The sequence below is a fragment of the Streptomyces sp. NPDC060205 genome (genome assembly GCF_042728395.1).
GTDB lineage: Bacteria > Actinomycetota > Actinomycetes > Streptomycetales > Streptomycetaceae > Streptomyces.
This window is the reverse complement of sequence record NZ_JBHWZP010000090.1, coordinates 17773-30624: the sequence shown is the minus strand read 5'-3', so window position 1 is coordinate 30624 and position 12852 is coordinate 17773. Positions and strand designations below refer to the sequence as shown.

General features: G+C 72.0%; 14 protein-coding genes and 1 pseudogene. 6 read left to right on the top strand and 9 right to left on the bottom strand.

Annotation, left to right across the window (positions count from 1 at the left end; translation table 11 throughout):
• The first annotated feature begins 616 nt into the window (after nt 1–616).
• Both ACFWGJ_RS18115 and ACFWGJ_RS18110 read left to right on the top strand, forming a co-directional pair.
• On the top strand, nt 617–1309 hold the full coding sequence (locus tag ACFWGJ_RS18115) for a DUF6230 family protein (RefSeq protein ID WP_387325329.1): 693 nt from the start codon (nt 617–619) through the stop codon (nt 1307–1309).
• On the top strand, nt 1309–1731 hold the full coding sequence (locus ACFWGJ_RS18110) for a DUF6114 domain-containing protein (protein ID WP_387325327.1): 423 nt from the start codon (nt 1309–1311) through the stop codon (nt 1729–1731). The genes ACFWGJ_RS18115 and ACFWGJ_RS18110 overlap by 1 nt, the downstream gene beginning before the upstream one ends.
• Before the next feature lie 64 nt (nt 1732–1795).
• Here the strand turns inward: ACFWGJ_RS18110 and ACFWGJ_RS18105 are convergent, their stop codons facing one another.
• From ACFWGJ_RS18105 to ACFWGJ_RS18080, 6 genes are all read right to left on the bottom strand, one after another.
• Nucleotides 1796–2422 carry an alpha-ketoglutarate-dependent dioxygenase AlkB gene (locus ACFWGJ_RS18105; protein ID WP_387325324.1) on the bottom strand — a complete coding sequence of 209 codons (627 nt, stop codon included), beginning with the start codon at nt 2420–2422 and terminating at the stop codon, nt 1796–1798.
• Nucleotides 2423–2506: 84 nt separating this feature from the next.
• The gene (locus ACFWGJ_RS18100; protein ID WP_387325323.1) at nt 2507–2731 is read right to left on the bottom strand and encodes a CDGSH iron-sulfur domain-containing protein; all 225 of its coding nucleotides are present in this window, start codon (nt 2729–2731) and stop codon (nt 2507–2509) included.
• Between the two features lie 81 nt (nt 2732–2812).
• Entirely contained in the window at nt 2813–3814 is a 1002-nt protein-coding gene (locus tag ACFWGJ_RS18095; RefSeq protein WP_387325321.1) for an iron-containing redox enzyme family protein, read from the bottom strand.
• A 135-nt stretch (nt 3815–3949) separates the two neighbouring features.
• Nucleotides 3950–4318, bottom strand: coding sequence for a VOC family protein (locus tag ACFWGJ_RS18090; protein WP_387325319.1), 369 nt, complete (start codon nt 4316–4318; stop codon nt 3950–3952).
• Between the two features lie 120 nt (nt 4319–4438).
• The gene (locus ACFWGJ_RS18085; RefSeq protein ID WP_387325317.1) at nt 4439–4801 is read right to left on the bottom strand and encodes a DUF6479 family protein; all 363 of its coding nucleotides are present in this window, start codon (nt 4799–4801) and stop codon (nt 4439–4441) included.
• 130 nt (nt 4802–4931) lie between these two features.
• A complete protein-coding gene (locus ACFWGJ_RS18080; RefSeq protein WP_387325315.1) occupies nt 4932–5102 on the bottom strand; it encodes a hydrophobic protein in 171 nt (56 codons plus the stop codon).
• Between the two features lie 290 nt (nt 5103–5392).
• On the opposite strand from ACFWGJ_RS18080, the pseudogene ACFWGJ_RS18075 reads away from it, so the two are divergent.
• Nucleotides 5393–6178 (top strand): annotated as a pseudogene (locus ACFWGJ_RS18075) (RNA polymerase sigma factor SigF); the annotation flags it as partial.
• A gap of 199 nt (nt 6179–6377) precedes the next feature.
• Here the strand turns inward: ACFWGJ_RS18075 and ACFWGJ_RS18070 are convergent.
• Complete coding sequence (locus ACFWGJ_RS18070) at nt 6378–6755, bottom strand: ANTAR domain-containing protein (RefSeq protein ID WP_387325313.1); 378 nt, start codon at nt 6753–6755, stop codon at nt 6378–6380.
• Between the two features lie 193 nt (nt 6756–6948).
• Between ACFWGJ_RS18070 and ACFWGJ_RS18065 the strand changes: the two genes are divergently transcribed.
• Nucleotides 6949–7122, top strand: a complete 174-nt coding sequence (locus ACFWGJ_RS18065) for a CsbD family protein (protein ID WP_387325310.1) — start codon at nt 6949–6951, stop codon at nt 7120–7122.
• A 245-nt stretch (nt 7123–7367) separates the two neighbouring features.
• On the top strand, nt 7368–8054 hold the full coding sequence (locus ACFWGJ_RS18060; protein WP_387325308.1) for a HemK2/MTQ2 family protein methyltransferase: 687 nt from the start codon (nt 7368–7370) through the stop codon (nt 8052–8054).
• 131 nt (nt 8055–8185) lie between these two features.
• On the opposite strand, the gene ligD is transcribed toward ACFWGJ_RS18060, so the two are convergent.
• Nucleotides 8186–9193 (bottom strand): non-homologous end-joining DNA ligase, encoded by a 1008-nt coding sequence (ligD, locus tag ACFWGJ_RS18055; RefSeq protein ID WP_387325306.1) that lies wholly within the window; start codon nt 9191–9193, stop codon nt 8186–8188.
• Nucleotides 9194–9580: 387 nt separating this feature from the next.
• Here ligD and ACFWGJ_RS18050 point away from each other — a divergent pair, with 387 nt between their 5' ends.
• The gene (locus ACFWGJ_RS18050; protein ID WP_387325331.1) at nt 9581–10975 is read left to right on the top strand and encodes an aminotransferase class V-fold PLP-dependent enzyme; all 1395 of its coding nucleotides are present in this window, start codon (nt 9581–9583) and stop codon (nt 10973–10975) included.
• Nucleotides 10976–11041: 66 nt separating this feature from the next.
• Here ACFWGJ_RS18050 and ACFWGJ_RS18045 read toward each other — a convergent pair whose 3' ends face one another.
• Complete coding sequence (locus ACFWGJ_RS18045; protein ID WP_387325305.1) at nt 11042–12832, bottom strand: ATP-binding cassette domain-containing protein; 1791 nt, start codon at nt 12830–12832, stop codon at nt 11042–11044.
• Nucleotides 12833–12852 lie beyond the last annotated feature (20 nt).

The following is a 12852-nucleotide window of genomic DNA, read 5'->3' as shown; positions in this document are numbered from 1 at the left end:
TTCTCCGAACGCGACGGGCCGACGGCGGCTGCCGGGAGGTCGGCCGGAGGCGTCGAAGGACAACCTCCGGCGTGACCGGCGGCTCGGGGCGGCCGGTCACGGCCCAGGGGGGAAGTGGCCGTGCCGGTGCCGTCGATGAGTGGACGCGGAGCGCACAGGTCGGTCGGTCCGCGGAAGCCGCTCCGGCGGCCGAGTGGCGGTCCGGAGCGCCGTGCGAGGGGATGCGGTGCCGTGCTGCGCGATGCAGTGCTGTGCAACGGGATGGAACCCGGGAACGGCGTACGCCTTCGCTCGGATCCGGCGCCACGGATCCATGCGCAGCCAGGGAGAGTTGTAGACCTGACTGATGTTCAACGTCAAGACGCAGTAGGCAAGTTGACGTTCAATCAGGCGCCCTTCATCGCTTCGCCACATCTCCGACTTCCTTTTTGCACAAGGTGCTTGACCCTCGCCACTTACCGCGGGTAACTTCCGTCGCGGCTACTGCTGCGTAACGTGAAAGCCCTTGCACCCGCCGGGAGGTGCGGGAGACGTGCGCCGCATCCGCTGTCCGCGCCAGGACAACGTGCCGACCGAAGCCCTGCCTAGCGTTGACCATGCCCCTGGGAGCAGAAATATGGTTTCGTCCTCGGACGCCGGCTCGTCCGCCGGTTCCACCCCCGAACCCTCCGAAGTGCCGGAAAGCGGTTCCACGGCGGAGACATCCGCAAGCCCCGCAAGACGTGGGCGGGTCCGCCCGCGCCGCGCCGCGGTGATGGCGGTTCCCGCCACCGTGATCGCCGCGGGCCTCATGATCCTCACCGCCCAGGGAGCCCTGGGCGTGCAGTTCGCGATCTCCGGCATGCCGTTCACCGTCACCGCGACCAACCTCGACGGGGAGGGCTTCGCGCAGTTCGGCGGTCTCGATCAGATGGCCGAGGGCAGCCCGAACGAGGGCGACACCGGCGGCCAGGTCCTGGTGGTCGTCTCCGCGATCAAGAAGGCGACCCTGGAGAAGCTCTGCCAGAGCGTCGACCTCGGCGGCACCAACCTGCTCATCAGGGCCGGGGAGGGGTCGCAGAAGGTCTCCGCGACCAACCTCACCACCGACTCCACCGAGCTGTCCGGCAACGCGTCCTTCGACAACATCGAGATCGGCAACGACGCCAGCACGCTCGACAAGTCCCACACCCGGGGCCCCAAGGGCGTCTTCAGCCAGCAGGCCGACACCGTGCACATCGGCAACCTGCGGCAGACCAACTACGCCACCACGGCAGCGGTGTTCAAGCTCCCCGGTCTGAAGCTGAGCTTCAGCGACAAGGGCTGCTGATGGCCGCCTTCCGGCGCTGGCGGGCGGACCGCCCCTTCCTGGGCGGGCTGCTGCTCACCCTCGGCGGGGCGGAGATCCTCCTCACGCAGAAGGCGTCGCTGAAGGTCGTCATGCACATCGGCATGCAGGGCCTGGCCGGCTACCTCCTGCCGGTCCTGATGGTGATCTGCGGACTGCTGATCCTCTTCAACCCCGCGCAGCGGCTCTTCTACTCGATCCTCGGCGTCCTGTTCTCCCTGGGCTCCTGGATCACCTCGAACCTGGGCGGGTTCCTCATCGGTCTCCTCCTCGGTGTCGTCGGCAGCTGCCTCGCCTTCGGCTGGCTGCCGGACCAGGAGCCGCGCCGCCCCCGCACGTGGTTCCGCCGCGGCCGGGGGCCCGTGAAGCCCGCGCGGCCGGTGGAGTCCGTAGGCCGTCCGTGACGCGTCGGGGGCGCCCGCCGAGGCGGCGCCCCCACGGTCGCGGCCCTCTCCTGCCTGCCGCTGCCTACTGCACGCCGTGCGGCCGGAACTGGATGCTCACGCGGGGGCCCGCCGCCCGCGCGCTCTTGGGGATCGCGTGCTCCCAGGTGCGCTGGCAGGAACCGCCCATCACGATCAGGTCGCCGTGCCCGAGCGGACGCCGTACGGTGGCGCCGCCGCGCCGGGGCCGCAGCAGCAGATCCCGCGGGGCTCCCACGGAGACGATCGCGACCATCGTGTCCGTGTGCGAGCCGCGCCCGATCCGGTCCCCGTGCCAGGCCACGCTGTCCCGGCCGTCGCGGTAGTAGCAGAGCCCGGCCGTGGTGAACGGTTCCCCCAGCTCGGCCGCGTAGTGGCCGGACAGGGCGTCGCGCGCCTCGTCCAGCACGGGATGCGGCAGCGCGTGCTCCGCACGGTAGAACGCCAGCAGCCGTGGTACGTCCACCACCTGCTCGTACATCTGACGTCGTTCCGCCCGCCAGGGGACCTCCTCGGCGAGCCGGGTGAAGAGCGAGTCCGCCCCGTGGAGCCAGCCCGGCAGCAGGTCGATCCACGCCCCGTCACCGAGCACGGTCCGGCGCAGCCCGGTGAGCGGACCGAGGCGGATGGCGTCGCTCTGGTCGAACAGTGATCCCTGAAGGTGCGTGGACATGCCTCCAGGCTACCCGGTGATTCGAATGGGTGTGCTAATCGGGTGAGCGGGACACCGCCGGCGCCTTCTCGGCGCGCCCCCGGCTCAGTGATCGGTGCCGGGGCGCGCCGCCGGTGCATGGCGGCGGTGGCTGGTGTCGCACCAGGGGAAGACACGGCTGCGCCGGCAGGTGCACAGGGCGACGCAGAAGCGGTCGGACGACACGGTCGTGCCGTCCTCCAGGACGATCTCGACCGGCCCCTCGACCAGCATGGGGCCCTCACGGCGGGCGACGATCCGGCGCGGGCGTTCGGCGGGGCTCTCCGGCACGGCCGTTCACCGCCTTTCTCTCGACTGTCTCGACTCTCGACCACGTGCTGCACATGTCCCCAAGGGGCCGTGCCGCACCGGTCACACGGCGGTGCGCAACGAGGACCGGCCGGACCGCCAGGCCTCCAGCAGGCGGTCCGCGAGCCGGTCCTCGACCCATCCGGTGGCCTCGACACCGAAGGCGATGTCGGCGTCGAGATGCGGTTCCTCCTCCAGCAGTCCGGCGACGACCTCACGGCGTACGACCTGCTCGTGGACCGCGTCCGCCTCGACGTGCTCGGCGTAGAAGTGCTCGGCCGCCGGACCCGCCCCGGTGCGCCGCATCGCGCTCGCGAGCCGCCTGGAACCGGGGGAGGAGGTGGTCTCCACCGCGGCGAAGTGGCCCACCAGCGCGCCGCGCAGCTCGCGGTGCAGACCGAAGAGGGACATCAGATTGACGACGGCCAGTGCCTCGGCGCCGCTCGCGTCGAGATAGCGCCCGTACGACGGGTCGAGGCCGAGGTCGGTCATGAGGTCGGCGAACAGCCGGGCGTGCACGCGCTCGACGCGCCCCCCTCCCCACTCGTCGAACTCGACCGCCGCCATGCCCGCCTTGGCGCGTCCCCACAGGCGCGGCAGGACCCAGGCGTGCGGGTCGGCTTCCTTGAGGTGGTAGACCGAGCGCTGGGCGGCGTACTCCCGCAGGTGCCACAACTCGCCCTCGTCCCGCAGGAAGTGCGAGACGCCCTCACCGTCCACGGGCTCCACGAGCAACTCGTCCAGCGCCTCGTCCGCGCGGGTGTGCCGGGTCGCCCCCGCGCGCAGGGCCGCCAGGAACGGCTTCTCCAGCGCCGCGCGGACCCGCAGCAGCTCGGGGTCCCACTCGCGGGCCCCGTCGACACCGGCGAAGCCCCGGTAGTGCAGTTCGTAGCAGAGGTACAGCGCCAGCTGGTGGTCGTCGCCGAGCGGGTCGGCTCCCGCGAGAGCGGCATCGTCGGGCAGCGCTCCCGTGCCGCGCAGGTATGCGATGAGCGCCGCGGAGACCGCTCCCCGGCTCGGCGGGAGTTCCGGTTCCGCGTACGTGCGCTTGGCTGCTGGTTCCATGCGTGCCGGGTACCCGTGATCGAGGACCCCTCACCTGCACGAACCCACCCGCGGGCCTGTTCGGGACCTCCGCCGGCACGTATCCGCCCCGGCCTGCGCTCCGGGCTTGAGCTCGGGGAAGCGGCGGACGGCGGGTCATTCGCGCCCGGTGTCGATGACGCAGAAGCGGTTCCCGTCGGGGTCCGCGAGAACGACGAAGTCCGGATCCTCGGGATACAGGTCCCAGTCGACCCGCCGGGCGCCGAGGGACACCAGCCGCTCGACCTCGGAGCTCTGCTCGGCTGCGTCGGCGGCGTACAGGTCGAGGTGGACCCGGGGATGCTCCTGCACCGGTGTGTCGCTCAGGCCCAGCGCCACTTGGGGGCCGGTGCCGTCGACGGGGACCAGCACCACCCAGGAGTCCTCGGCCTCTTCGCGCGGCTTGTAGCCGAGCGCCCGCGTCCAGAACGCGGCAGCGCGCCGGACGTCCGACACACCCAGTACAACGGACCCGATCTTCAGCATGCGCCGAGTGAAGCAGATGTCCGTGGCGTCAGGGATGCCATTTACGACGTCCGGCGCACTGCGCACCGGCGGACGGGCGGGCGGACAGGCGGGCGGACGGGACCGGAGCGGTGACGCGGGTCAGGAGGTGCGCCCGGGGCCCCCGCTGCCGAAGCCGCCACTGTCGTTGTCGTTCCAGGTCGGGCGGTTCTGATCGGCTGCTCGGTGCGAGGAGTCGCCGCCCAGCTGGTGCGGGGTCAGACGGTCCTGGTCCTTGGCGATCCCGTCGGCCTCGCGCCGCTCGGTCACCGGCCCGACGGGCCCGGAGTCGGGAAGACGGGGCTGTTCCTCGGGGCGGGGCGGCGCGGGCTGGCGGGAGCGCTGCCGACGCCCCCACACCACGGCCCAGATCAGGCCGCCGACGAGGATGACGCCGATCAGGAACGGCACGATTCCGCCCACGGCGGCGCCGGAAGCGGCCAAGGGTGTCGCGTTGAAGTCCATTGCCCCCGAGTACCCTGTCCCACCAGCCGAAACAGGCGTTCTCCCGCGGTGGCCCCCGCGCCCTGCCGGATCCGCACGAGAAACGGCTCCCGGACAAAGTGTGTCCAGGAGCCGACCCGATGACGCCCGCTCACCATCTGTACCAGCGTGACCTGCCTCCCGTGCCCGTCGTGCCGCGCATCAGGAAGCCCAGCAACCAGATGACGAGCACCGCGATCGCGATCCACCAGAGTATTTTCACGGCGAATCCGGCCCCGAAGAGAATCAGGACCAGCAGCAGGACCAAGAGAATCGGAACCATGGCCTCCACCTCCTGGGGGCTGAGTTCCCCGTATTCCTGGTCACTACCGCGCCGACGGGTTGATACCAGCTGTTACTCCACATGGCAGGCGATAATCGGAACGTCATGTTATGAAATCAAAAGTTTGGGGATGCCCCTTTGAGGGGAAAATGTCCGTAGTGCTTCGGACCGGAGGCACGTCCGCGGGAGCTGGTGCGCCAGGCCTCGGTCGTGTTCCGGCCGGGCCCGTTCGTGCGCCCTCCCACGGTGACGGTTTCCGTGCACACCCTCTGAGGGAGATGCGACGCAGCATGCCAAGCACCGTCAGGACGAAGCAGCATCCACACGACGACGCCCCCGACACGGCCGCGGCCTTCGAACGGCTGGCGGCCCTCCCCGAAGGAACCGACCGGCAGGCCCTGCGCGACTCTCTGGTGCGGGACTGGCTGCCCATGGCGAACCGTATCGCCATGCGGTACCGGGGCAGGGGCGAGTCCACCGAGGATCTCGCCCAGGTGGCGGCACTCGGCCTCGTCAAGGCCGTCGACCGGTACGACCCCGCGCGCGGCAACGCCTTCGAGAGCTATGCCATCCCGACCATCACCGGCGAGATCAAGCGCCACTTCCGCGACCACATGTGGGTCCTGCACGTGCCACGGCGCGTCCAGGACCTGCGCAACCGGGTCCGCGCCGCCGCCAAGGAACTGTCCCAGACCATCCCGGGCCGCAGACCGACCGTCGCCGAGATCGCCGCGCACGCGCAGATGACCGAGGACGACGTACGGGCCGGATTCGAAGCCCTCGACAGCTTCACCGCCCTGTCCCTCGACGCCGAACTGCCCGGCAGCGACGACGGATACGCGCTCGGGGACGCCCTCGGCGCGTCCGACACCGGGTTCGACCTGGTCATCGACCGCGAAGCGGTGAAGCCCTGCATCGCCGCGCTCCCCGAGCGCGAACGGACCATTCTCTATCTGCGCTTCTTCAGAGGCATGACCCAGGGGCGCATCGCGGAGCATCTGGGTATCTCGCAGATGCATGTCTCCCGGCTGCTCAGCGGCTGCTGCGCCAAGGTGCGCGACGAGGCGCTCGCCGAGCACGAACACGAACACGACGACGAGGACGGCCGCGGGCGCGGTCGGAGCGCCGGGCCCCACGGACCCAGCCGCCCGTCCCGAGGTGCCCCCGAGCCGGGCGGCTGCGTGGCGAGCTCACTGCCGAACCCTCCCGGGAACGGTGCGCCAGCGGCCTGCCCATCACCGAAGTAACCAACGGGGCCTGAACGAAACGCCCTTGTCACGGAGGTGGGTCGTATCCCGGCCGCACGGCGGGTCCGTACCGGTCGAGCGTCTCCTCCAGTGCGGCCAGGACGTCGGGCGGCAGATCACCCCGCCGGCCCCACACGAGGATCAGCTCGGCGACGTTGCGCAGCTTGAGGTTCGTGTGCTGGGACACCTCCCGCAGCACGCACCATCCCTGATCAGGTGTAACCCTGCCGAGAGCCACCATCATGCCGATCGCCTGATCCACGACGGCGTGCGAGGTCACGGCCTCCTTGAGCTGGCCGATTTCCTCCTGCAACTCGGCGATCCGGGGTGTCTCCTCCTCGGACGGGGCCCGGCCCGGCCGGCCGCCGCCGGGCTCGTCGGTGCCCGAACCGGCGTCTGGCGTCATTCGTCCCCTCCGGGATCGCGGCACATCACGGTCGCAGTCCATCGTCCCCATTCCACCGGGCGCGTGCCAGTGCGCCGACCGTCCGCGCCGACCGGCCGTCACTCAGGGCGACGAAGGCTCACGGATTGCGAAGGCCGCCCGTCGGGCGCAGGGTGAAGACGGCAGTCCAACCCTCGTACGAAGGCGGAACACCATGAGCAAGGCGAAGAGCAAGGCCAAGCAGATGAAGGGCAAGATGAAGGAGGCCACCGGCAGGGCCATGGACGACAAGTCCATGGAGGGCCAGGGCCGGGGCGAACAGATGACGGGCAAGGCCGAGGAACTCAAGGACAAGGCCGCCGACCACATGAAGAAGTCCGGCCGCTAGGCCTGTCTGCCGCGCGTACGCCCCCGGACGGTCACCGGCTCCAGCCGTGGCCGCCGGGGGCGTTGCCGTGTCCGGACCTCGGGAGGCCACCGGCCGTCACCTGCGTGGCGCCCGTGACGGTAGAGGTGTGGAGGAGTGATCCATGGGCACTCGGCTGTCGAAAAGACGTGCCCGACCAGGCGTTCGGCGGCCGTGTGCACTCACTTCCCGCACCCGACAGGGCGCTCGGACGGAGGACTTCCCCCATGGCTTTTCTCGTCGACCCGGCACGCCCACCCGGCCCCCTGATGGCGCCCCCGGGCGTGTACGCGCCGCAGGCCGACACCTTCCTCCTGGCCCGGGCCCTCTACCGCGAGGGGCCCGCTCCCGGGATGGACGTCCTCGATCTCGGGACCGGCACCGGAACCCTGGCCATCTGCGCCGCCCGCAAGGGTGCCCGCGTCACGGCGGTCGACATCGCCTGGCGGGCCGTCCTCACCGCCCGGCTCAACGCCCTGCGGTCACGGCAGCGCCTCACGGTCCACCGCGGTGACCTCCTGGAACCGGTACGGGGACGGTCCTTCGACCTGATCATCAGCAATCCGCCGTACGTTCCCACGCCGCCCTCGCAGCCCACGGTCGCCCGGGGGCGCGAGCGGGCCTGGAACGCCGGTCTCGACGGACGCGCGATCCTGGACCGCATCTGTGCCGACGTGCCCGGCGTCCTGCGGCCCGGTGGTGTCCTGCTCATCGCCCAGTCGGGGCTGAGCGGTACCGACGAGACCCTGGACCGGCTGGCCGCGTCGGGGCTGCGGGCCACGGTCGGCGACCGGGCGTACATCCCGTTCGGACCCGTACTCCGCTCGCGACTGCCCTGGCTCAGGGAGTCCGGCCGCATCGCGGCACGCGAGGAGAACGAGGAGCTGGTGATCATCAGGGCCGAACGGACCTGATGACCGCTGTGACCTGATAACCGCTGTGGCCTGATGACCGCTGTGACTTGTTGACCGCCGTGCTCCGCCGACCGCAGGGTGCTGACCGCCGGGGGCCGCTTCAGGGGTGCGGCCCCCGGAGCATGCCTGCCTCACCGCGGCCTCTCCCGGACGACGTCCCGCGGCGGCTTGTCGTGGCGCAGTCCGAGGAAGCGCGGATGGCGGAGCATGCCGTCCCGTGTCCACTCCGTGAACGCGATCTGCGCGACCAGCACCGGCTCGGCCCAGTGGGCGCCCGCCTCACGCACCCGGTCGCTGAACGGCGAGGCGGGCAGGGCGAGTTCGTCGAGGGCGCCGCGCAGCGCGAGGAGCGCACGGCGGTCGAATCCCGTACCCACCTTGCCCGCGTACCGCAGGTCCTCACCCTCGAAGTGACCCAGCAGCAGAGCGCCGAACCCGGCGCGGCTGCCGCCCGGTTCGGTGAATCCACCGATCACGAACTCCTGCTCCAGGGAACACTTCAGCTTGAGCCAGTCGGGTGAACGACGCGGCAGATAGAGGCTGTTGGCGCGCTTGGCGATCAGCCCCTCCCAGCCCCGGGCGCAGGCGTCGGCCAGGAGATCGGCCCCTCCCTCGTTGCGGTGTGTCGTCAGGCGCAGCGGCGCGCGGTAGGTCAGGGCACGACGGAGCAGCGACTTGCGCGTGCGCAGCGGCAGCCGTGTGGTGTCCGCGCCCTCCAGCCTCAGCAGATCGAAGAGGCAGTACGTCACGGCGACGGTGCTCGCCTCGACGTCCCGGCGGCGGGTGAGTCCCATGCGCTGCTGAAGGCGCGCGAAGTCGGTGCGGCCCTGGGTGAACGCGACGATCTCCCCGTCCACGGTGAAGTCCGTGCGGGGCTGGGCGGCGAGCGCGGCCACGACCTCCGGGTACGTCTCGTCGAGACGCTTGCCGGTACGCGAGAGCAGGCGGACCCGTTCCCCCTCGCGTACCGCCAGCACGCGGACGCCGTCGAGTTTCCGCTCGAAGAGCCAGTCGCCGGGGAAGTCGCGCTGGTCGCTGAGCGTGGCGAGCATCGGCCGGGAGGCCAGTTCGACGCCGGGCGCCGCGTCCCGGAGCAGCCGTGTCTGGTCCTCGGGCAGGGAGCCCAGCAGGTCGGTCATCGCCGCTCACTCCTCCGTCCGGCCCCTGCCCCCTGCCCTCCATGCATCGTCGCGCAGGCCCCGGACCCCCGCGACCGGGCGGCCGTCCGCTGCGCCCGAGCGGGGGCGGACGCGCCGATCATCGGCAACCCCTTCCTGTCCGGGCGGATCTCAGCATCATGTGAGGAGAACGGCGCCCGGCCCTGGCATGCGGGGAGGGCCCGGCCTCATGGGGGAGGAACCGTGGACAGGACAGGGACCACCGGCCACATACGCGACGGCGACGCCCGCACGACGGCCGCCGCGGAACCCGCGAAACATGCGGAACCCGCGGAACACGCAGATCCGGCGGGCCGGGCGGCCCCGGCGAACCCCGTCGATCCCGCGGACCTCGCAGACCTCGCGGAACTGAGGAGCCAGGAGTTCGGCTACCTCGACGCCGGCGGCCACACCTATCTCGACCACACGGGAGCCGGCCTCGCACCGGCCTCCCTCGTCCGGGGGAGCGCCGCACGGATCACCGGCGGTGTCTTCGGGAACCCCCACTCCGAGAGCCCGGCCTCCCGCGCCTCGGGACTCCTGCTGGCCCGGGCGCGCCGGGCGGTGCTCCGCCACTTCCACGCCGACCCGGCCGAATACGCCGTGATCTTCACCCCGAACGCGACGGGCGCCCTGCGCCTGGTCGGCGAGGCGTACCCGTTCAGCCGCCGCGGCAGGCTGGTCATGCCGCTCGACAACCACAACTCGGTCAACGGCCTGCGGGAGTACGCACGTGCACGCGGCGCGCGCACGACGTACGTACCCGTGGACGGCCCCGGCCTCCGCGTGGACGATCAGCGGCTGCTGGCCGCCCTGCCCGAGCGCGGACGCGGTGTCGGCCGACGCCCCTCCCGGTCCGGCGAGCGCAGACAGGGGCTGCTCGCGTACCCGGCGCAGAGCAACTTCACCGGCGTCCAGCATCCGCTCGCCTGGATCGCGACGGCCCAGGCGCGCGGTTACGACGTCCTGCTGGACGCGGCGGCCTTCGTGCCCGCCAACTCCCTCGACCTGAGCCGGTACCACCCCGACTTCACCGTCGTCAGCTGGTACAAGGTCTTCGGCCATCCCACCGGCGTCGGCAGTCTGATCGCCCGCCGGGACGCGCTCGCCCGGCTGCGCAGGCCCTGGTTCTCCGGCGGCACGATCTACGCGGTCAGCGCCCAGGCGCAGTGGCACGTCCTCGCCGACGACGAGGCGGCCTTCGAGGACGGCACGGTCAACTTCCTGTCCATTCCCGACGTGACGGCCGGGCTGGAGTGGATCGACGCCGTCGGCATGGAACGGGTGCACGCGCACGTGACCACCCTGACCGCCCAACTCCTGGCCGGTCTAGGGGCGTTGCGGCACAGCGACGGCTCCCCGCTGGTCAGGGTGTACGGCCCGCGTGACCTGGTGGCCCGCGGCGGGACCGTCGCGCTCAACCTGCTGGACGCCGACGGCCGGATCATCGACGAACGGGTCGTCACCCGCGACAGCGCCGCGCGGGGCATCTCGCTGCGCACGGGCTGTTTCTGCAATCCGGGCGCGGGTGAGGCGGCCTTCGCCCTGCCGCCGCGCCTGCTGCGCTCGGCCGCCGGGCGCCGGCTCACGTCCCTGGAGGAGTACTTGGATCTGCTGCACCTGCCGTCGGCGGGCGCGGTGCGTGTCTCGCTGGGCCTGTCGTCCCAGCCCGGGGACATCGACACGTTCCTGAGGTTCGTCCGGGAGACCTACCGGGACCGGGTGCCGGGCGCGACCGGTCTGGAGGCGCGGGCCGGCTGCTGACGGGCGGGCTGCTGACGGGCAGGCGCCGGAGGGCGGGCGGCGACCGGGGGACAGGGGCGGGGTGCCTCAGCCGCCCGCCCGGTCGCGCACCGCACCGCCCCGGCACTTGCGCACCAGGACCGCCCATGTCGCGGCCAGGAACACCAGCGTGAACCCCGTCAGGATCAGCCAGCCGCGACCGGCGGGCCCGGCGAACGAGTCGCCGTACGCGTCGAGCAGGGGCGGCCCCAGCCGGGAGGCCCCGTCGCGCCACAGTGCTTCGAGGCCGATGCCGGCGCCGAGTGCCTCGAACGCCCAGCGGTTCGTCATGGCCCAGCTGATCGCCTCCCCGGCCGCCGTCATGCGGGGAACCGGCACGAAGGCGCCGGAGAAGAGCACCTGGGGGAAGCACAGCAGCGGCAGCATCAGCGTCGCCTGCCCGGGATCGGTCACCGCGGCCGAGGCGAGCAGGCCCAGCGCGAGCGCGGCGGCGGAGGCCAGCACGCTCGACACGAACAGGGAGAGGTAGGTGTCCCAGCCCGCCGCGGGCAGCCGGTCCAGGGCGCGCAGTACGGCGAGCAGCAGGGCGTCCGCGGCGGCGAGCACCGGCAGCATGACGGTGAGCTTCGAGGCGACGTACGGGCCGATCCGCAGGCCGGCCAGCCATTCTCGGCGCAGCACGGGCAGTTCCGTGCAGATCTGCAGCAGCCCGTACGTCAGCCCGAAGAAGAAGGCGCCGAACGCTATCCAGAACATGATCATCGCGCTCGATCCGGGATCCGGGTCGGCCGGGTCGAACGCCCCCGCCCGGAACAGCACGGCGAACATCGCCACGATCATCACGGGCGAGCCCGCGAGCACGGCGACCGAGAGGCGGCTGTGCAGCAGCAGGGCGGTGCCGCGCCGGGTGAGCAGGGACCACTGCCGTACCGCGCCGACACGCTGCCGGGGGACGGCGGACCGTTCCGCCGGGCCGCTGCGGGGGCCGGCCGGCTCGGCCGGCGCCGGTTCGCCCGGCACGCCGTCGAAGGCAGTGCCGTCAAAGACCGCGCCGCCGGAGACGGCGCCCTCGGAGACAGCGCCCTCGGGCAGGGCGCCCGCAGGCGCGCCGGCGGCGGCCACGGCGCCGACGGGTACGGCACCTTCGGCCACCACGCCGTACACGTCCTCCACCGTGTCCACCCCGAACGCCGCGCACAGGCCGCCCGGGTCGCCCGCGTACGCGACCTGCCCGCCGGGGGAGAGGAACACGACGTGGTCGCCGCGGAGGAGGTCGGCGAGGACGTGGGTGGTCAGCACGACGGTGGTGCCGTCCTCGGCCAGTGAACGCAGGGTGCGCAGCAGGGCGGCGCCGGTCACCGGATCGAGCCCGGAGGTCGGTTCGTCGAGGAAGAGCGCCCGCGGGCCGGTGAGCAACTCGGCGGCTACACAAGCTCGTTTGCGCTCCCCGCCGCTGAGCGCGCGCACCGGCGTCCCGGCGCGGTGGGCCAGACCCAGGGCGGCCATGACACGGTCCACGGCCGCGGTGAGGGACGTGGCGGAGGTGCCCGCGGGCAGACGCAGACCGGCTGCGTACACCAGGGTCCGGTGCAGCGGCAGGTCCCGGTGCAGGATGTCCTCCTGCGGGACGAACCCGAACTCCGGTCCCGGCGCGCCCGGTCGGGCACCGTCGTGCAGGACCGTCCCCTCGTCGGCGGCGCGCAGTCCCGCCAGCGATTCCAGCAGCACCGTCTTACCCGCCCCGCTGCTGCCCGCGATCACGACGATCCGTCCGGGCGCGAGGTCGACGGACACGTCGTGCAGCACGCGTCCCGCTCCGCGCACCCGCTGGGTGAGCCGGCGAGCCTGAATACGGAGTCCTGTCGGTGTCGTCGGCATGGGGGCAGCATGCCAGGGGA

What these genes read in the sequence shown, in the direction of transcription:
- ACFWGJ_RS18115 (WP_387325329.1), top strand. Translation starts at nt 617, where the DNA reads ATGGTTTCGTCCTCGGACGCCGGCTCGTCCGCCGGTTCCACCCCCGAA.
- ACFWGJ_RS18110 (WP_387325327.1), top strand. Translation starts at nt 1,309, where the DNA reads ATGGCCGCCTTCCGGCGCTGGCGGGCGGACCGCCCCTTCCTGGGCGGG.
- ACFWGJ_RS18105 (WP_387325324.1), bottom strand. Translation starts at nt 2,422, where the DNA reads ATGTCCACGCACCTTCAGGGATCACTGTTCGACCAGAGCGACGCCATC.
- ACFWGJ_RS18095 (WP_387325321.1), bottom strand. Translation starts at nt 3,814, where the DNA reads ATGGAACCAGCAGCCAAGCGCACGTACGCGGAACCGGAACTCCCGCCG.
- ACFWGJ_RS18090 (WP_387325319.1), bottom strand. Translation starts at nt 4,318, where the DNA reads ATGCTGAAGATCGGGTCCGTTGTACTGGGTGTGTCGGACGTCCGGCGC.
- ACFWGJ_RS18085 (WP_387325317.1), bottom strand. Translation starts at nt 4,801, where the DNA reads ATGGACTTCAACGCGACACCCTTGGCCGCTTCCGGCGCCGCCGTGGGC.
- ACFWGJ_RS18080 (WP_387325315.1), bottom strand. Translation starts at nt 5,102, where the DNA reads ATGGTTCCGATTCTCTTGGTCCTGCTGCTGGTCCTGATTCTCTTCGGG.
- ACFWGJ_RS18070 (WP_387325313.1), bottom strand. Translation starts at nt 6,755, where the DNA reads ATGACGCCAGACGCCGGTTCGGGCACCGACGAGCCCGGCGGCGGCCGG.
- ACFWGJ_RS18065 (WP_387325310.1), top strand. Translation starts at nt 6,949, where the DNA reads ATGAGCAAGGCGAAGAGCAAGGCCAAGCAGATGAAGGGCAAGATGAAG.
- ACFWGJ_RS18060 (WP_387325308.1), top strand. Translation starts at nt 7,368, where the DNA reads ATGGCTTTTCTCGTCGACCCGGCACGCCCACCCGGCCCCCTGATGGCG.
- ligD (WP_387325306.1), bottom strand. Translation starts at nt 9,193, where the DNA reads ATGACCGACCTGCTGGGCTCCCTGCCCGAGGACCAGACACGGCTGCTC.
- ACFWGJ_RS18045 (WP_387325305.1), bottom strand. Translation starts at nt 12,832, where the DNA reads ATGCCGACGACACCGACAGGACTCCGTATTCAGGCTCGCCGGCTCACC.